Annotated in this window: 18 protein-coding genes; 7 read left to right on the top strand and 11 right to left on the bottom strand. The window is 64.4% G+C overall.

Annotated elements, in window-relative coordinates; all coding sequences use genetic code 11:
• Positions 1–191: 191 nt before the first annotated feature.
• Positions 192–1097, bottom strand: coding sequence for a nucleotidyl transferase AbiEii/AbiGii toxin family protein (locus EL272_RS11285; RefSeq protein WP_061787923.1), 906 nt, complete (start codon positions 1095–1097; stop codon positions 192–194).
• A complete protein-coding gene (locus EL272_RS11280) occupies positions 1094–2137 on the bottom strand; it encodes a type IV toxin-antitoxin system AbiEi family antitoxin domain-containing protein (protein WP_082793871.1) in 1044 nt (347 codons plus the stop codon). The genes EL272_RS11285 and EL272_RS11280 overlap by 4 nt, the downstream gene beginning before the upstream one ends.
• 343 nt (positions 2138–2480) lie before the next feature.
• On the opposite strand from EL272_RS11280, the gene bluB reads away from it, so the two are divergent.
• Positions 2481–3113: a 5,6-dimethylbenzimidazole synthase gene (bluB, locus tag EL272_RS11275; RefSeq protein WP_014847337.1), complete on the top strand. Its 633-nt coding sequence runs from the start codon at positions 2481–2483 to the stop codon at positions 3111–3113.
• A 173-nt stretch (positions 3114–3286) separates the two neighbouring features.
• Here bluB and EL272_RS11270 read toward each other — a convergent pair whose 3' ends face one another.
• Complete coding sequence (locus EL272_RS11270; protein ID WP_061787921.1) at positions 3287–4702, bottom strand: FtsX-like permease family protein; 1416 nt, start codon at positions 4700–4702, stop codon at positions 3287–3289.
• A 12-nt stretch (positions 4703–4714) separates the two neighbouring features.
• Entirely contained in the window at positions 4715–5455 is a 741-nt protein-coding gene (locus EL272_RS11265) for an ABC transporter ATP-binding protein (RefSeq protein WP_061787920.1), read from the bottom strand.
• 213 nt (positions 5456–5668) lie between these two features.
• Here EL272_RS11265 and EL272_RS11260 point away from each other — a divergent pair, with 213 nt between their 5' ends.
• The 6 genes from EL272_RS11260 to rplI all read left to right on the top strand — a co-directional run bounded on the left by EL272_RS11260 (position 5669) and on the right by rplI (position 8685).
• The gene (locus EL272_RS11260) at positions 5669–6043 is read left to right on the top strand and encodes a rhodanese-like domain-containing protein (RefSeq protein ID WP_014847334.1); all 375 of its coding nucleotides are present in this window, start codon (positions 5669–5671) and stop codon (positions 6041–6043) included.
• Positions 6044–6051: 8 nt separating this feature from the next.
• A complete protein-coding gene (locus EL272_RS11255) occupies positions 6052–6792 on the top strand; it encodes an SGNH/GDSL hydrolase family protein (RefSeq protein ID WP_159424560.1) in 741 nt (246 codons plus the stop codon).
• A 92-nt stretch (positions 6793–6884) separates the two neighbouring features.
• A complete protein-coding gene (gene rpsF, locus EL272_RS11250) occupies positions 6885–7172 on the top strand; it encodes a 30S ribosomal protein S6 (RefSeq protein WP_061787918.1) in 288 nt (95 codons plus the stop codon).
• A 98-nt stretch (positions 7173–7270) separates the two neighbouring features.
• Positions 7271–7882: a single-stranded DNA-binding protein gene (locus tag EL272_RS11245; protein ID WP_014847331.1), complete on the top strand. Its 612-nt coding sequence runs from the start codon at positions 7271–7273 to the stop codon at positions 7880–7882.
• Between the two features lie 101 nt (positions 7883–7983).
• Entirely contained in the window at positions 7984–8223 is a 240-nt protein-coding gene (rpsR, locus tag EL272_RS11240) for a 30S ribosomal protein S18 (RefSeq protein WP_014847330.1), read from the top strand.
• A gap of 15 nt (positions 8224–8238) precedes the next feature.
• Positions 8239–8685, top strand: a complete 447-nt coding sequence (rplI, locus tag EL272_RS11235) for a 50S ribosomal protein L9 (protein WP_061787917.1) — start codon at positions 8239–8241, stop codon at positions 8683–8685.
• 61 nt (positions 8686–8746) lie between these two features.
• Here the strand turns inward: rplI and EL272_RS11230 are convergent, their stop codons facing one another.
• From EL272_RS11230 to EL272_RS11200, 7 genes are all read right to left on the bottom strand, one after another.
• The gene (locus tag EL272_RS11230; protein WP_126409432.1) at positions 8747–10201 is read right to left on the bottom strand and encodes a PKD domain-containing protein; all 1455 of its coding nucleotides are present in this window, start codon (positions 10199–10201) and stop codon (positions 8747–8749) included.
• Between the two features lie 536 nt (positions 10202–10737).
• Positions 10738–11499 carry an ABC transporter ATP-binding protein gene (locus tag EL272_RS11225; RefSeq protein WP_014847325.1) on the bottom strand — a complete coding sequence of 254 codons (762 nt, stop codon included), beginning with the start codon at positions 11497–11499 and terminating at the stop codon, positions 10738–10740.
• Positions 11500–11510: 11 nt separating this feature from the next.
• Entirely contained in the window at positions 11511–13904 is a 2394-nt protein-coding gene (locus EL272_RS11220; RefSeq protein WP_061787915.1) for an ABC transporter permease, read from the bottom strand.
• A complete protein-coding gene (locus EL272_RS11215; RefSeq protein ID WP_061787914.1) occupies positions 13901–14389 on the bottom strand; it encodes a DUF6790 family protein in 489 nt (162 codons plus the stop codon). The genes EL272_RS11220 and EL272_RS11215 overlap by 4 nt, the downstream gene beginning before the upstream one ends.
• A 1-nt stretch (position 14390) precedes the next feature.
• Complete coding sequence (locus EL272_RS11210; RefSeq protein WP_061787913.1) at positions 14391–15767, bottom strand: MFS transporter; 1377 nt, start codon at positions 15765–15767, stop codon at positions 14391–14393.
• Positions 15768–15795: 28 nt separating this feature from the next.
• Positions 15796–16524, bottom strand: a complete 729-nt coding sequence (locus EL272_RS11205; RefSeq protein ID WP_061787912.1) for a thioesterase II family protein — start codon at positions 16522–16524, stop codon at positions 15796–15798.
• Positions 16524–17975 (bottom strand): condensation domain-containing protein, encoded by a 1452-nt coding sequence (locus tag EL272_RS11200; protein WP_061787911.1) that lies wholly within the window; start codon positions 17973–17975, stop codon positions 16524–16526. Before EL272_RS11200 ends, EL272_RS11205 begins: the two co-directional genes overlap by 1 nt.
• Positions 17976–18296: the final 321 nt, after the last annotated feature.

The raw sequence follows: 18296 nt of genomic DNA, 5'->3' as shown, positions 1-18296 counted from the left end.
TAGAAAAGTCAGTAGAGATTTGAATCAATTTGACTCTCGCTTTCCGGTGCGATTGAAGGCGGGGATGTCGCTCACTTGCATTGAGTCTAGGTATCCTCAAATCCCCCGTACTCACTACCTCAAGCAGCGACAAGGGGATCGGTCGCTAGTCATGCCGTGCGGAGCTCCTCGTGTTCCGCTCCCAGGCCGGCTCAAACCCATGCGCGAATCCCGGGATCCCACCGTAGGCCCTTGGCCTTCCCGGCAAGCACCGGTTCCAACAGCGCATTGACGAGGCTCGTGGCCAATGCGACGGTGAGGTGGTCCTTGCAGTCCGGGATGGGGGAGGCGAGTCTTCTGTAGGAGGCATCCCAGTCCGGAGGTACCGTGAAGGTCTCCGGGAGCGGCAACCCTCGGGAAGCTGCTTCTCGGGTGATGGCCACCTCAAGGCTGCCGCCATCGATGGTCTGTGTGAGTGTGAGGACAACAAGGTCCACGAGGTCCTTCACGCGTGTCGAAGAATGACCGTTGTAAAGGGAAAGTGTCGCACAAACCTTGTCTGCCATCTGGTCGACCAAAGGGTACAGGCGATACTCGCACTGCGGGAGTTTGGGGAGTGTCAGGACATTCGACGGGATGATGGTCTCCGGGGTCTCTGTCGTAACGGCTTTGACAACGGGATCGACATTCAGCCGGTCCTTTTTGTTGACGCCGAGGTAGACGTCAAAGCTCACGCGGATGCCTTCGGTGTAGGCCTGCTGTTTACCGCCGAGTGAATCCGTTTGGCTGACATACTCGAAGCGAAAGAAATCTCCCAGGTCAAGGGCCGCAAGGCGCCGAAGCTCAGTCAGGGCTGCGGCCAGTGAGTGACGCCGATTGAACAAGTCGACATCACTGGTTGCTCGCGCCGATGGGACCCTGGCCAGCAGGGCCGTTCCGCCCTTGAGAAGCCATGCGTCGGTTGGCGTCTCTGAGAAGATCCGGCACAGAAAACGGTGGAAGTACTCCAGCCGGATGCGCTCCTGGGTGCTGAGGGACTTGTCGTTCTGGGCTGCTTTCTGAGCGGCTGATCGTATTGCCGACTCGACTGCTGCCGGTGTCTGGTAGGGATCTGTCATCTAGGATCCTCGCATTCGTGTGGCATGTCGGACTCCAGTGGCGGAGGAGTGGGATGTGATGCGCTTGCCATCGGGTTAACCAGCTGATTGTGAATCGTGTTCGCGAGCAGCTCGGCGGTTTCAGAGGTGGAGATTCTGGTTTTCCAGGTCTGAAGTGAGTTCCCGAGTACTTGGCTCGCTGCCGTGAGGAGTTCTTGGTTTGCTGGGGTGAAGACTTTTTGGAACTTCGATGTATTAAGAAGATTGTCGACTGCGATCGAAAACTTCTTGACAGCAGCTTGCATCTGGGGAAGGTGGGTGATTTGCATCTGGGGAAGATGAGTGACGCACTGGCTGAGGATCTTTGCCATGAGGGGTCCGTTTTCTGCGATGCTTCTGGCCCAGCTGTTCTCGTCGATTCCCGCCGACTGGGCGAGTTTTTCCAGCAGCGCCGCGCCGTCACCTGCCGCACAGCCGTTGCGGCGCGCCAGGGGAGCCAGGAGTTCGGTGAGGCGTTCGGTGTCCAGGGCGGACTGCCGGGTGGCGTCCCGGAGCGCGTCTGCGACGGTGCTGAGGTCCTGCCGATCTTCGACTAGGTCGGCGATGGTGCGTTCCCGTGTGGTCGTGGGCAGGCCGTGCCGGACGGTGATGTCCTCACGGGGAAGGTCTCGGGTGCGGTACCGGACATCGAGTCGCTGGCTCTGTCGCCGTGTCGGCGAGGTGAACTCGCTCCGAGCGGCCCGGAGGTCTCCGATGCCGTGGAGCCGGGCAGCGGATTCCCCGGAGATGACGATCCCCGGGCGGTTGTCGTGGAGGCGTTCGAGAGCGAGCCTGCGGGGTTCGGCCGCGAGCCACGCTGCCCGGAGTTCCTCGTGCTCCGCGCTCGGGGCGCCGGCGTTGCGGTAGACGCCGTGGATGAGCCGGATCAGGTGGCCGTCATCGTTGAGCCGCTTGAGGGTCATGTGGTCGATGCCTTGCGCGCGGGCCTGGGCGGTTGTGACCATGCCCCACTGGGATTCGGTCACCTCCGCCAGCTGCTGCAGCGCCACACGTGACTTCATGCTTGAATACTAACTTTTTGAGTATTAGTTTCCAAGCGAAATCTGCATCAGGGGATGGTTGGGAGCGATCCACGAAGGAACTGGACTGGTCGAAGCCCTTCTGATCATCAGCCGCGGTCCCTCACCCACAGCGACTCGCTGCCCGATGTGTTTCCCGTGTTTTTCCGCTTCTCCTCGGCGGACCACGGTCCCCTCGGCCCATCCTCAAGGTGCGTCGCCGACGGCATGCACGAGGCGCCGGAGCGGCGTCGGCGCCCCGGCCGAGGTGCCAGGACGATCACGCAGGAGATGGTTTGACCGCCCTCCCCGAGGCCGCGGGAAAGGCGTCGCTAGGGTCTTCCGCATGGATCTGGACTGCCAGGAAGCTCTCAAGACGATCATCAAACGCCGCCGCGACGTGCGCGCCGAGTTCACCGGCGACCCCCTGGGCGAGGAGGAACTCGCCGACCTCCTGAACGCGGCCCACGCCGCCCCGAGCGTGGGCAACAGCCAGCCCTGGGACTTCGTCGTCGTCCGCGACCCCGCCACCCTGGACGCCTTCGCAGAGCATGTCGCGCAGTGCCGACAGGACTACGCCGACTCCCTCGACGGGGAACAGCGGGAGAAGTTCAATCCCATCAAGATCGAGGGCATCCGCGAATCCGGGATGGGAATCGTCGCCACCTACGACCCGACACGCTTCGGGCCCAACGTCCTGGGACGCCACACCATCAGCGACGCCGGGGTGTTCTCGGTGGTGTGCGCCGTGCAGAACCTGTGGCTGATGGCCACCGCCCTGGACCTCGGGGTCGGGTGGGTGTCGTTCTACCAGGAACCCTTCCTCAAGGAGCTGCTCGGGCTGCCCGAACAGGTGAGGCCGGTCGGCTGGCTGTGCGTGGGCCGCGTGACGAAACTCCAGGAGGTCCCCGACCTGATCCGTTTCGGCTGGAACCACCGCATCGCCCTGGAGGAGGTCGTCCACCACGACCGCTGGTGACCTCCCCCTCAGCTGGTTGAGCCGGGTCGCGAGGAATCAGCGGTGTGCCGGAACCGTTCCTTGGTTGAACGGTAGACCTGACTGCGAGTCATCGGATACTGGCGGGATGGTTTCGGAATGACCGGCTCGTAAAGCCCGCAGGTCAGCTCACCCCCACTGTGAGTGCAGCGGGATCAGACCGGTTGACGCAGATTCTCCATCACCGGGCGGCGGTCGAGCTGGGCGGGTAGCCACGTGGTGGTGATGGCCAGCACGAGCGATGCCCCGATCGCGGGCAGCAGTGTTGTGACCGGGATGGAGCCGATGAAAACCTCCATCCCGCCTCCGGACATCAGTGCAGCGGAGATGGCGCTGAGCAGGGTCATGGCCAGCCCGAAAAGGATTCCGGTGATGGCGTAGATCGCGCCCTCCAGGACTGTGGAGCCAAGGATCGTGCCCGACCTGGCTCCGATCACTCCGAGCAGGGCTCCCTCCTGACGGCGGGTCCGTCCCACCATCGCGATGTTCGCCACGCCCCCGGCGCCGGCGACGAAGAAGATCGGGACCATGATGGTCAGGAAACCGTTGACCCCGCCATTCATGCCGCCGGCAGCCCGTCCAGCATTGGCCACGGTGTAGAAGACTCCGGTCATGGCGACGGCGATGGCGAAGGGCACGATCGTCGTCAAGCTGAACGCCGAGCGGTGCCGGGCGTTGGCGCGGGCGGCGAACCAGGCCGGGTTGCGGCCGGGAATCAGGCTCGTCCACCCGATCAGCAGCGGGCGGAGGGTCCAGTTCGGGATGAACAACGCCGCCAAGGTGGCCATGAGTCCGATACCCCCGCCCAGGACGGCACGGTCGCCCGGGGACTCGAAATCTGGGGAGTTCGCCTTGGCAGGCAAATTGGGCATCCTGGGGGTGTTGTCACTTTGCAGGGTCTCGGGGGCAAAGTTGATGAGGATTGGTATCAGAATCACGGGAATCAGGAAGAAGCCGGCTGCGATCCACTGCCACAGTTTCGTCCGGGTCCTGGGGGATGACGCCTCCCGCAGCGCTTGCATCTCCGGGATGTTCGCCGCCCGGCGCGCGGCACTCAATCCGCCGAGCACGCTGAACAGGGCGGTGACGAGTATCGTCGCAGGAACCCCGAAAAACGGCATCGACAGGGGTAGGTCATCCGAGAACAGGCTGAATTCACGCCACGTCAACAGGTACACACGGGCCGTGGGCAGGGCCAGCAACCCTCCCAGCAGCCCACCGACCAGACCGACGGCGCAGACCTGCCACAGGATGACCGAACGGATACGGCGACCGGGTATGCCGAGTACCTTCCACAGCGCGTGGGAACGCTGCTGGGCGGTGACGGTCAGGCCAAGGGTCGTTGATATGACGATGGCGGTTGAGACTCCTATGTACCCCACCATGTTGCTGCCGAGTATGTTGCTCGCGAGCATGTACGGCCCATCCGGGTGGGCCAGGGACCACTGCACGGCGCTCCACCACGAGGTGATGACGACGCCGATGATGGTGCCGCCGACGGTAGCCACCAGCAGCGACCACAACCACTCGCTGGCATGATGACGCAGGTCTTTCCAAATCAAGGTTGACATCTTTCCACCTCCTCAGAGTGCGCGGACCGTGTGAACGAGTTCGGCTATCACCCGGGCGTCGCGGGTGGTCGACCACTCCGCGAGCCGGCCCTGGCTCATCACCGCGACGGAGTCCGCCAGGGCCGCGGCCTCGACGTCATGGGTGACCATGACCACCGTCGTTCCCCGTGAGGCGAGTTCCCGTAGCCAATCGAGAACCAGGCCGGTGGAGTCGAGATCGAGGGCGCCGGTGGGTTCGTCGGCGAAGACGATCCTGGGCTGGCTGGCCATCACCCGGGCGATGGCCACGCGCTGACGTTCACCGCCGGAGAGCTGATGGGGTTTCAAGTTGGCCCGGTGCCCGAGGCCGACGGCCTCGAGGGACTCCCGGATCTGGCTGTCCGGGAGCGGATTGCCGGCCAGCCTGGAGGGCATGGATACGTTCTCGGCGGCGGTCAGTGATGCGATGAGGTTGTACTCCTGGAACACGAACCCGGTGTTGGCGGCACGGAACGCGGCGCGTTTGGCAGGTTTCAACTCCGAGGTGGCGGTGCCGAGCATGGATACCTGGCCGCTGGTGGGCTGGTCGAGGCCTGCCATGCAGTGCAGCAGCGTCGACTTGCCCGAGCCGGAGGCGCCGACTATCGCGGTGAAACTGCCGGTGGGGAAGTCAGCATCGACGTGGTCGAGCGCGACCACACGGGCGTCGTCGCGCCCCGGCACATCGTAGACGCGGGTCAGGCCGCGGATGGAGATCGAGGTATTGAAGCTCATGGTCTCCAGCCTTCTGGGCCGTGATCTCGTGTCCCATCCCGCTACCCGGCCAATCCGGGGTGGGGATAGCCCCACAGCCGCGTCCTGCTGGGAATGTGTCGTTTGAGCGAGGATGTGCCGGAAGGGGTGGAACCACGTCCCTGCCGTGACCATCCCGAACAGGACCGGCATGGCTCGGTCACTGCTCGGGGGAGCCGTGGAATCATTGATCGCATGGGTCTGTTCGACTTCCTGAGCAAACGCTCCTCCGGGCTGAGCGTCGAGGACGCGGTGCTGGCGCTCAGCAAGGGCGCCGTTCTGATAGACGTCCGCTCCAAGGCCGAGTACGAGGCCGGGCACGCACCCGGTGCCAGGCCGGTCGATCCCAAGGACCTGCACGACGACCCCCTCGACGCCATCCACGGCGGCGATCCCCTGGCCGAGGTCGACTCCGCCGTCGTCGTGATCTGCGACAACGGGCTGCGCAGCTCGATCGCCGCGGCGGAACTTCGGGAGAAGGGCATCCTCGCGGAGTCGGTCGCGGGCGGTCTGATCGCCTGGGGCCGCGACGGCAACCCGATCATCCCCGGCCCCTACCGCCGCCGATGAAGCGCTGGATGGGTGCCGCCTTAGCGGCGGCGGGAATAGCACTGGGCGCGGCCTATGTCATGGGACGCGCAACGATCAACCGCCACGCAGTCGACTACGCCGAGCACTGGCGCCGGGCAGCCACTGACGTCCCTGAGGACGCGATCCACTACGTCGCGCTTGGGGATTCCGCGGCCCAGGGTGTTGGGGCGAGCCGGGTGGAGACCAGCTACGTCGCGTTGCTCGCGGAGCGGATCTCGCAGGTGAGCCGACGGAAGGTCGTGGTGACGAACCTGTCGGTGTCGATGGCCACCAGCCGCGACGTCGTCCGCTACCAGCTGCCCCGGCTGGCGGAACTCGACCGCGCCCCCGACATCCTCACCCTGGACATCGGCGGCAACGACGTGGTGCTGCCGGGAAACACCCTCGAATCCTTCGAGAAACACTTCGCCGACATCCTCACCCAGCTGCCCCCGGGCAGCTTCGTCGCGGACGTGCCCTGGTTCACGCTGCCAGTGCTGTCCCGGCGGGCGGAGAGGTTCAACGACGCGGTGGCCGACCTCATCACCCTCCACGGCCATCACCGGGTCCATGTCCACGACGCCACCCGGGGCCTCGGGCCGCTGCGCTACCACATCAACACGGCGGCGGACTGGTTCCACCCCAACGACACCGGCTACCGGGCCTGGGCGGACCTCTTCTGGGAGGCGATCGAATCGTCCGGGCACCCGGACCTGCCGGGTTTTTCCGAGACGGGGCCGCTCGGGTAAACTCGGCCCCCGGCTGACCACCCGGTCGGTCATGCCCTCCTGCCGCGGGAACGACCCGTGGCCGCCAGTCCGAAGGAGGTTGGGCAGTACCCATGCGCAAGTACGAGATCATGGTCCTCGTCGATTCCGACATCGACGAGCGCCAGGTTCCGGGCCTGATCGAGAAGCACCTCGAGGTCATCACCGCCGGTGGTGGCGCGGTTGACAACGTCGACCACTGGGGTCGCAGGCGTCTGGCCTACGACATCAACAAGAAATCCGAGGCGAGCTACACCGTCGTGCAGGTCTCCTGCGACCCGGCGCTGGTCCAGGAGATGGACCGCCTGATGGGCATCGACGAGCGGATCGTCCGCACCAAGGTGCTCCGCCTCGAGAAGTGAGCTTTCAACACTGACGCCGAATCCCCGGCCCTGAAGATTTCTGTCGGGGGAAACGGCCATAGTGTTGACGAAAGACAAGTCCGATCCCGGAGGAAAACATGGCAGGCGAAACCCAGATCACGCTGGTGGGCAATCTCACCGGAGACCCGGACCTCCGCTTCACCCCCAGTGGTGCCGCGGTGGCCAATTTCACCGTCGCCTCGACGCCCCGCACCTTCGACCGACAGACGGGTGAGTGGCGCGACGGCGAGGCCATGTTCATCAACTGTGCCGTGTGGCGCCAGTACGCCGAGCACGTCGCCGAGTCCCTCACCAAGGGAATGCGCGTCATCGTGCAGGGCAGGCTGAAGTCCCGCAGCTACGAGACCCAGCAGGGCGATCGCCGCACGGTGTTCGAGATTGATGTCGACGAGGTCGGTCCCTCCCTGCGGTACGCCACCGCGCAGGTCACCCGCACCAGCGGCGGAGGCCAGGGCGGTGGGAACTGGCAGGGCAACCAGAACCAGGGTGGCGGACAGAACTACGGCAACCAGGGTGGCTACGGCAATCAGGGCCAGCAGGGGCAGGGTGGCTACGGCAACCAGTCCCAGCAAGGTCAGGGCGGCCAGGGCGGCGACCCGTGGGGCAGCAGCGGCGGAGGCTACGGCGGCGGGAACCGGGGCGGCAACGACCCGTGGAACCAGTCCGCCGCGGAGGAACCCCCGTTCTGATCCACCCGCACAACCGACCCGCCGGGTCGGCTGGCACATTCCGTCTCACGACGGGCTTCCCACTGGGCCGGAAAGGCCCGCAAGACTAGGAGAGCACCACAATGGCCGGTCCACAGCGCAAGTCTGTGAACAAGAAGAAGATCATGCCGGTGAAGACCACTCGCGTGGCCAACATCGACTACAAGGACATCGCGACGCTGAAGAGGTTCATCTCGGAGCGCGGCAAGATCCGCGCCCGCCGCGTGACCGGGCTGTCCGTCCAGGACCAGCGCAAGATCGCGCTCGCCGTCAAGAACGCGCGTGAGGTGGCCCTGCTGCCCTACGCCTCGACCGCCCGCTGATCGGAGGAAGAACAGATGAAACTCATTCTGACCAGCACCGTCGACAAGCTCGGCATCGCAGGAGACGTCGTCGAGGTCCGCAACGGCTACGGCCGCAACTACCTCGTCCCGCAGGGCAAGGCCATCGTCTGGTCCCGTGGCGCCGAGAAGCAGATCGAGGGCATCAAACGAGCCCGTGACGCCCGTGAGGTCCGTGGCGTCGAGCACGCGCAGGAGCTCCGCACCCAGATCGAGGAACTCACCATCAAGGTTCCGGCCCGCGCCGCCGAGTCGGGTTCGCTGTTCGGTGCCGTCACCGCCGCCAACCTGGCCCTGGCCGTGAAGAAGGCCGGCGGTCCCGCCATCGACAAGCGGTCGGTGTCGTTTGCCAAACCGGTCAAGACCGTTGGCAACCACGTCGCATCCGTCAAGCTGCACCCCGCGGTCACCGCGCGGGTCGGCTTCGAGGTGATTCCCGCCTGAGGCGGGGCGAAAACGGCCGGGGCCCGGTTCCTTCGGGGACCGGGCCCCGGCGTTTCTTCTACTACTTTCCGGTCTTGGGCAGGCCGGGTGAGGCAGGGAGCACCGGTGGGCGGGGTAGGGACGGGGCGGGCAGCTCCTCGGCAGGGGGCGTCACCGCTTGTTCGTCGCTGCCCAGGGGAGCGGTGATTCCCCAGGCCGTGGGGTCCTGACAGGAGTCCCCGACGCCGTCGCCGTCGAGGTCGTCCTGCATCGGGTTGGGGTGCTCAGGGCAGTTGTCGAACTCGTCGGGGATGGTGTCGCCGTCCCGGGTGATGTCCAACAGCGCGGACGTTGTTGCCTGGGCACCGGATTCGTCCGTGACCCGGACCCGAACGTACCCGCTGATCTGCTGCGGGTAGTTGTGCAGGACGTGTCCGTCGCCGGTGGTTGCGTCAAAGGTGCCGTTACCGTCGAAATCCCATTCGAACCGGGTGATCCGCCCCCGCGAGGGGAGGCTGGCGCGGGCGTCCAGCATCAGGTTCTCACCGATCTTTCCCACGTACGGGCCCTGCAGCGCCGCGGCGGGGGAGTCGGGTGTCTCCGTGGCGGAACGTGCACTGGTCAGGTTCGACGGATCCTGCATGAGCTTGGCGATCCGACGATGCCCTGCCAGGTTCGGGTGGTACCAGTCGGTGCTGGAACCGGACCGGGGACCGCTGATTCCCCCGTTCTGCCCGTGGTCACCCGAGGTTTCCAGGAACTCGTTGATCCAGCGGTGTTTGTTCCTGGTGAACACGCGCGGGTCCGGTTCGTGTCCGTCGAAGGCATCCGCGACTTCTTCGATGAATTTCACACGGCCGGGGAAGTCGTTCTCCAGTTCGTCGATGATTCGTCGCTGCTCCCTGATCGCGGCCCGTCCCAGTTCCCTCACCCCCCGGGCGGCGTCGTAGGACACCGCGCCGTCGGGCAGGTGATAGGGGCGGTCCAGGGACAGCAGGGGATAGGCCAGCAGGATCACCTGTGATTTGGGGTTTCCGGTCATCCGTTCCGTGATCAGCCGGGAGATCTGCGACTTGAGCCGGTCCAGCATCTCAGGGAGCCCGGCCATGGTGGCCGCCACACCCTCGCGGCACCTCGTCCCGTTCGCCCCCTCCAGCGCGCCGGGGATCCGCGGTCCGAAACAGTTCGCGATGATGTCGGTGAATCCCAGCTCGTTTCCCCCTGCGGTCAGCAACACCAGATCCGTCTGGGGCCCCACGAAATCGGTCTGAGCGCGGACGGTCAGCTGGCACTCGTAGGTGTATTTCTTCGCCCACAGCGACAGGCCGTCGCTTTCCCGCAGGTGGTGGTCGACGGACAGGAGGTCGTCGCCGGCCGCCCGGGCGGAGCAGGCGTCGGTCTCGTCCAGCTTGGCCCGGGCCTCCTCGATGGAATCGGCGGCCACCTCCTTTGCGGGCTGTTTGGGGAGCGACCGCGGCGAGAACAGGTCATCGATGTTCCCGCCGGAGCAGGCGCGGTTCTGGTAGCTGGTGGCCACCCCCGGGAGTTCGCCCAGGACGCGAAGAGGGAGCCCCAGTTGTGGCTGCTGCGCAGGCAGGGGGCGGGGCCGTGATGGTTTCCGATGCCGTTGCCCGCCGAGTAGGAATCCCCGAGGTGCACGATGGACAGGCTCTTGGATTCCCCCGTGTCCGGGTGGGCGGGCACCGGCGGCGGGAGCAGCACGAGAAAGGCAACGCCCAGGATCAGCCACTTCCTGAGTAGGCCTCGCATTCCTTGCCCTTCCGTTCGAGGGGTGGTGTCAGCAGGATTCGATGGTTCGTGGCCGCGGGGAAACGATTGACCACGCCTCGGGCCACGGCATTCCCCGACACGTCCTCCGGCGGGAGAGCGGGCGCCGGGCCGTCACCCCGCCCCGCCCGGGGCGTCCCGGCCGGGAACGGCATCAAGCGGTGTTCTTCCGGACGGTCAGCTGACTGGCATCGGAAAGGCTAGCACGGGATCCGGAACCGGGAACCGGAGCGGCCTTGGCCCGGTTCCGGCGGGGAATTGGGCCAAGGCGTCAGGTTTCAACCTTCAGAAGCCGAGACCTCGTAGCCAGGCCAGGAGGTCGTCCTCCCGTTGAGTGGCTTGTTCAGGATGCCAGCGTTCCATGGAGCGCGAGTCCACGAGCCGCCCGTCCCTCAGGTACACCACCCGGTCCGCGCGGGCCGCGCAAGCCGGGTCGTGGGTGACCATGACGATGGTCCGCCCCTCGGCGTGAACACCGGACAGGGCGTCCATGACCTCCGCCGTCATGGAGCTGTTCAGCGCTCCGGTGGGTTCGTCGGCGAACACGATTGCCGGTTCACCGGCCAGCGCCCGGCAGATGGAGGCGCGCTGGAGCTGCCCACCGGAGACCTCCGTGATTCCGTGCTGTTTGACGTGCCCGATGCCGAACCGGTCGAGCAGCGCATCCACCCGGGAGGCCGCTTCGCCGGCTCTTCTCGGATCGGCCTTGAGCGCGGGAAGCAGCACGTTGTCGCGGATGGTGAGATTGGACAGGAAATACGCCTGTTGGAACACGAAACCCATGCGGGTCAGACGAACCCGGCTCATTTCCTTGTCGCTGAGACCGGTCAGTTCCCGCCCCTCGAGACGCACTGTTCCTGCGGTGGGCCGGTCCATGCCACTGATGTTGTAGAGCAGAGTCGACTTGCCGGATCCCGAAGCTCCCATGATGACCAGGAATTCCCCTTCGGGCACCTGGAGATCGACCCCGTGGAGAACTTGGGTCGGTGGGTCGGTGGTGGTGTAGGTCTTGGTGATTTCAGTGCAGTCGAGCGTGATGGTTGGCATGATCGTCTCTTTTACTTGTTGAGCCATTCGCTGGATTCGCCGCGGCGCAACCCGGCGGTGAGCGGCACGGAGGCGAGGAAGCCAACCGTGATGAGGAGCAAGGGGTAGCCGAGGTAGACCAGAAGCGGATTGGGGATGAAACTCAGACTGGTCAGGCCGATGCCGGTCAGCGAGATCAATCCGCTGATCAGTCCCTCCCCGAGGGTGGCGGCGAACACCGTGCCGACGGCGGTGCCGGCCGCCACGGTGAGCACCGTCTTGAACCGGACCTGGCTGATGAGTTCGTTCCTGGAGAACCCGAGCGCGGACAGCACACCCATTCGGCGGCGTTCCCGGGTGAGTCGCAGTTTCAGGAACAACCCGGTGATCAGGGCCGCTACGGCCAAGCCGAAGACGAGCGACAGCAGAGCGGCGCTGCGGAACGCGTCGGTCACGTATGACAGGGTCTGCTTCACGTACTCCTGCATCGGGACGATGCTCGCGTGCTTGTACTGTAAGTCGTATTCCGCCGCAATCGTCATGGGATCAGCGCCACCGACCGTCTCGGCGTAGATGACGTAGCTTGCTGCTCCCTCCGTGACGGAGCCCTGCATCTTTGCGGTGTGGCCGCCGCTGGTGACGTCCTGGTAGGTGCCCGAGATCGTGACGGTGCTCGGTTTCCCGTCGAGCCTGATGGTCATGGTGTCACCGGCCTTGACGTTGTATTTCTTCGCGTTCAACGCGGACAGTGCGATTTGACCGTTTTCCGGGCGGCTGCCGGTGAGGAACTTCACGGTGTTGGCCGAGTAGTCACCGACCTCCACGCGCAGCGTCTCCCAGCCTTTTTTTCCTCGGGTCTCGTACAGGACGTTCGCGTAGGTCCGGATGTTGGTGAGGCGTTGGTCGTTCTCCAACGCCCTCACGAGCTTGCCACGTGTGGCCTCGACTTCTTTCGAGAACTGCACGTCGGCGCGGATGTCCGATTCGGGAGCCCCCATGTAGGTGACGAACCGTGGGCTGGAGAAGGTGCTGAGCAGGTTCATGGGGAGGATCAGCAACAGCGAGGTCAGGAAGAACACCAGGGGAATTAGGATCCACTGTCCCATCTCGGCGCGCAGATCCGCCAGGGACAGGCGCCGGTTGATGCTGCCTCGCCCCGCACCCAGGGTGGTGCGGAGCGCCCTGCGGGCCTGCCCAGCGGCTTTCCTCGCGGTCTGCCGGTCATTCAGGGTGCTGCCGTGCACCAGAGCATTCACCACTTCGATGCGACGGATCCCGCGCAGGATGCCGCGGCAGATTCCGACGACGAGGAGATACACCAGCGCCAGGGCGATCAAGGGTGTCAGTACGGTGGCCGGGCCGGGAGCCGAAGCGGAGTAGTTCTTGACGATGCTGGTCGTCAACAGATTCGTGGCGAAGCTGCCGAGCAGCCCGCCGATGACGCACGCCAGGAACGCCATGATGCTGTACTTGCCCAGGTAGAGCCCCGTGACCGCTCGCGCGGGGAGCCCGATGGCTCGCATGACACCTATCTCACGGACCTCGTCCTCCATGGTTCCCCGGATGACGAAACGCAGGTTGATCAGGGCGATCACCACCAGCAGGAGGCTGGCGAAGACCAGCGCCACCGCGACGAGCCCGTCGCTGAACGCGTTGATCAGGCGGATCATGTCGAACGTGACGGCCGGGCCGTTGCGGGGAAGGGAGTGGTCCGAGTCGTATGCCGTCTGCAAGGCGCTGGCGTTGGAAGCATCCGCGAGCCGGTACTCAACGATGATCTCGCTGCTCCCCCCGCCCGCGGAACCGAGGGCGGCGAAGTCGTCGGGGGAGATGACGAACCGGGTCGCGGAGGACAGTGAGGAGGCCATCTGGGAGTCGCGGACGAAACCCGAGATCGTGAAGTCGCGGGGCCCTGTGTCCGTCTGGACCGAAAGGGTGTCGCCGACTTGGAGGCCGAACTTCTCCTGGTAGGCAACGGGGACGTAGACCTCCCCGTTGCCCGGTTCCACGACGGTGCCCGAGCCGTCCAGCAGGTGGTCGAATTTCTTGTTCTGCGTGATGAACAGGTTGTCGATGAGGCTCGCGGCCAGGCTTCCGGATTCACCTGTCGAGGACCGGGACCATGTCAGGGAGGGGGAGTCGTAACCCACCATGTCCTCGATGAACCACGACTCGATCTCGGGATGTGCGGCTGCGAAGTCGTCGAGAGCCTTGGTGTCGTAGTCCCCGGTGTGCATCTGCAGGAAGTGAGGTGGTTTGGCCTCCTCGAAGAGCTGGTTGATGCCGCCGAGGAGGCGTTCCATCACCATGCAGCCGGTTGCCATGAGGAAGGCGCTGAGGACCAGGATGACCATCAGGGCCGTGTTGACACCCCAGTTCCTTTTCAGATCGTTGCGGGAGTACCGCAGGTACAAACGGTCTTTCATGCCAGGCTCCAGACGCCGGGGATCAGCAGGGACATCCACGTCAGGAGGACGTGGTAGATCACGTCAAGCACTATGTTGCCAATTTCTGCCCAGTCCGTGGTGCCGTTTTCACGATGTTTCCGAACAACTTCCTGGGTGTGGCTCCACATGCCGCTCGCACCGTGGATGTAGAGGGTGATGAGCGCGGCGGCCCAGAAGTTTCCCTGGAACCAGATGGTGAGGACGCCGATGACCCCGAGGCCGAGCCGCTGGAAACCGTACTTGATCTGGTAAGGGCTGGTGGCCCAACCGAGTTTCTCCGCCGTCTGTCTGGGTGTGATGACGTTGGTGAAGAATCCGATGACGGCCAGGAGTCCGTGGGTCACCGCGAACTGGTGCAACAACAGCGTGTGCATGATGATGGCGGTCTCGGACGGGAAGCCGGCCAGGGCCAGTTGCGCCAGGCCGGTGATGACGCCGAGCCCTATGAGTACGAGGATCCACATGTCACACGCCCTTCTTCTCGGTGAGGGGCAGGTTGTTCTGGAGGGAGCGAATGCTGCGGGCACGGGGGATCGCAACCGCCATGCCGATCAGAAGGACTCCGACGATCATGAGCATGAACCCGATGCCGCGCGAGGTGCCGACTCCGATGAGGGCACCCAGGGAGTCCGCAAGCGCGCCGCCCTCACGGAGCAGAGGGTTGAAAACGCTGTCGGCGAGAACACCGGAGACCGCGTAGGCCACGACGTAGCCGAGTTGGGAGATCAGTCCCATGAGACCCCAGACCTTGCCCTGGGTCTCGTTGGGTATGGAGGACCTGGCGATGACCTCGACGCTCGTGTTGAGCGGGGGGAGGGTCATGAAGAAGGCGAAGGCCAGCACTCCGATGGCCAGGATGCTGGTGGTGGTTCCCAGGAGGAAGATGAGAACACCACCTGCTGCCAGGAAACACGTGATGTAGGTGAGGTGGGCCCCCTTCATGTTGAACACGCCGATGATCAGGCTCGCAACGATCATGCCCACGGCAGCGACGGAACGGACCGCACCGAGCGTGGACTCGTCCGTGAGATCGAGCAGCATCGGGGTGAGCAGGGTCTGCAGGAAGCCCATGCAGAAAGTGACCACAGTGATCAGGGTCATCAACACGGTGATGCCTGAATGCTGGCGCAGAAAGCTGATTCCTTGCCGGAAGTCAGCCCAGAAGCCGGTTGTCGTCCGGCGGGGCGGGGTTTTGACGGTCCGCCACACCAGCAGCATGCACGCCACTGTCAGAACCATGGTGGCGATGTCGATCGTGAGTACCGTCGTGATTCCGGAGGAGGCCATGAGCAATCCGGCAATGGCGGGGGAGATCAGGTATTGGGATGCGGAGGCCAACTGGACCAGCCCTCCTGCCCGGGCGTACTGCTCGGGGGTGAGCAGGTCGGTGACGGTGGCCCGATAGGCGGGATCCATGACGGAGCTGAACACGGAGCTCAGCGCCACACAGGCGCAGATGACGGGAACACTCGCGAAATCGGTGTGGAAGGCGACGATCATGGCGAGAAGACCGAGTGCGGAGAAGGTGTCGCCGAAGATCATCAGGAGGCGGCGGTCATATCGGTCGGCGAGCACACCCCCGAACGGGGACAACAGCAGCGACGGCAGGAAAGCGGCCAGCGTGACGAGCGACACGGCGGTGCTCAGGCCCGACTGCTGATAGACGTAGACCCCGAGCCCGAAGGCCGTGAGTCCGTTTCCGACCCTGGCCACCAGCTGAGCTGCCCAGATCACCATGAAACTGCGGAAATGGCGGCGGGAGCGGGTATCGGTGGATGGGCCTGGAGAAGGGGTGCCGGACAGGGTGTCAGCATCCTCGGGTAGCTGGGTGGCGGCGCTCATGGGTGTTCCTTTCGGTGGATCAGCAATGTCAGATCCTGTTGAGAATCTGGTTCAAGGCCTCGGTGGTATGGAGAACGAACATGTGTTCCTCCCGCTCCAACACATGGGTTTTCACAGGAGAGGCGAAGTATTTCTGCCAGGCCGCAGGGGTATCCTCCGGAATCTGGGGGTCCCGTCCGCCGAACACGAGGCGGGCACGTATCGGTAGATTTTCCGTGGGGGTTGTTCTCATTTCCTCGAGAACCTTGTAATCGGCTCGGAAAGCAGGCACGAACAGATCCATCAAGGACTTGTCCTTGACCACTTCATCGGGAATGGCTCCGAAGGATGCGAGATGGAGCACGAGATCGGTGTCGGCCAGGTCGGCCTTGCCCGCCATTGGAAGGTGATGTGGGGCGCAGGAACCCGACAGCACCAGATCCGACGGCATGCGGTCAGCGAATGCCGGAAGACGGTGCATGCAGGCCAGGAGGTGGTAGGCGACCACGCTGCCCATGCTGTGACCGCAGAACACCGCATCCGGTTTCAGGATGTCGCGCAGCGCGTCCAGGTAGTGGGTTCGCAGACTGGCCAGATCGGTCAGCGGCGGCACCGGGCTGGGTCCGTGCCCCGGTGGGTTCGCGGTCCAGACGTCCCAGCCGCCGTCCAGATCGGAGATGAGACGGTTGTAGGAGGCTCCGAAACCGCCAAGAAACGGGAACATGATGAGTTGACGCCCGGTCTCGGAGTGACGCAGGTTCCAGAAGGTGCTGTCCATCACAGTGCTCCCTTGGTGGCGAGGTTCCGTGCCGCTGGTGTGTAGCCGGTTGCTGTTTCGGAACTCCTGTTGCCCCTGCCCGGGAGGATGGCCCCCTCGCGGACGGTGTAGTCCTGCTCGAGGTATTCGGGGAACGTGTGAGGAACCGCCATGTTCCCGCTGGCCTGATGGCGCAACACCAGATACAGAATTCCGGTCAGGGCCAGCAGCAGGGTGATCTGGACGAGCTGGGTTGCGGCTGCGAAGTAGTACGCGCGCCACAGGCCGCCGGAGGCCGAGACCCAGAAGGGGATCAGGAAGAACAACGTGTTCCCCTTCATGCGGGAAAGCAGAAGACTCATGGCCACCCCGAGGATGACCAGCTGCAGGGCGTAGAGGGGCCACACCATGGCCAGGTTGAATGATGAGAACAGATTGCCGGGGGCGGCGAACACGGCGACTCCTCCGCCGGTTGCGATGCCCGACCACAGATGGCTTCCCGTGAGGCGGTGCATGAGGGGAAGGAAGATCCCGAACCAGCCGATGCCGATGGCCACCATGCCGACCTCACCCCAGTCGCGGACCCTCAGACCGGGTGAGACGTCAATCAGTACCGGAAGTGTTCGGATGAAACAACCGATGCTGTTCTCCATCTCCAGGTGAGGGCGATCCATGAAGGGACTTGCGAAGGAGACCTGGTCCTCACCGGCGTAGTGCGCGAGCAGTGCTCCGAAGGCCGCCAGATACACGGTGAACTCGGAAACCTCGGCCTCCTGCGCGGTTTCGCGGACGGCTTCGGGGGTGTCGTGGGGCACGGTCAGGCGGAACTCCCGGGCTGCGTCCTCGTGTGGGGAGGCGAGCAACCAGTGATCGAGCTGCGGGATCCGGTGGCGGGGTAGGTTTTCGGACCAGAAACTCTCGCGCCGAGCCAGTGTCTCGGGCGATGGCCGGCTGAGCTGACCGTTCTGATGGGTGAACAGTCCCTGGTCGGTGCGTGATGCGGTGATCTCCCGGGTTCCCCGGGCCAAGTCGATGATGCGGTCGGTGAGGATGCTCACCGACTGTCCGTCGGCGATGAGGTGGTGGCACACGACCAGCAGACGGTCTCCGTCGGGCAGACGAGCTGCCACCACTCGGAACAGAGGGGCGGTGTTCAGCTGGAAAGGCGCGTGCCGGGCCGTGTGGAAGATCTTGTCCAAGTTCTCCTCAGCACCTGTCAGGTCGTGGTGACGCACAGGTGCCTCGACCGATTCGGCGATCATGTACACGGGCCCGGACTCGTTTCTGGCGACTGACGCGCGCAATGCCGGTTGTTCCGCCACGACTGCGCTGACCGCCTGGGTCAGACGTGAACGGGAAAGACGCTCTGTGTACAGCTCAATCGCGATGTGATAGTCAGCGGACTGTCGAAGCTGGCTGTCGAAATACATGCCTTGCTGGGCAGGGGACATGGGAAGGGTGGGTTCGGTCATGGGAGAAAAACTCCTAAAACGGCGTCTGTGACATTCAATGACTAAATCGCCGGGTGTGTTTGATCGAGAGGCGAGGCGTGGCGTCGCGGTCAGACCTCGGAAGCCATCAAACATTTGTAATTGTGATTGATTTTTCAGGTGCATCAATCATGGACGATGCGTTGCTCGACAACTTCTCGAATCTGCGGAGGCTTCCGTCGTCGGGCATGCGGTCAGGAGAGATGTTCCTGTCCGATCGGGTTCTGAGTGGTAGGTTTTCTCTTTGCCCGTCGCGAAGTTGATCTGGCAGAAGAGCGGGTACCATTCAGGCTTGCACAAGAC

It is taken from the genome of Arachnia propionica, assembly GCF_900637725.1.
Taxonomy (GTDB): Bacteria; Actinomycetota; Actinomycetes; order Propionibacteriales; family Propionibacteriaceae; genus Arachnia; species Arachnia propionica.
Note: the sequence above shows the minus strand (reverse complement) of the source record. Positions and strands in the feature narration are given on the sequence as shown.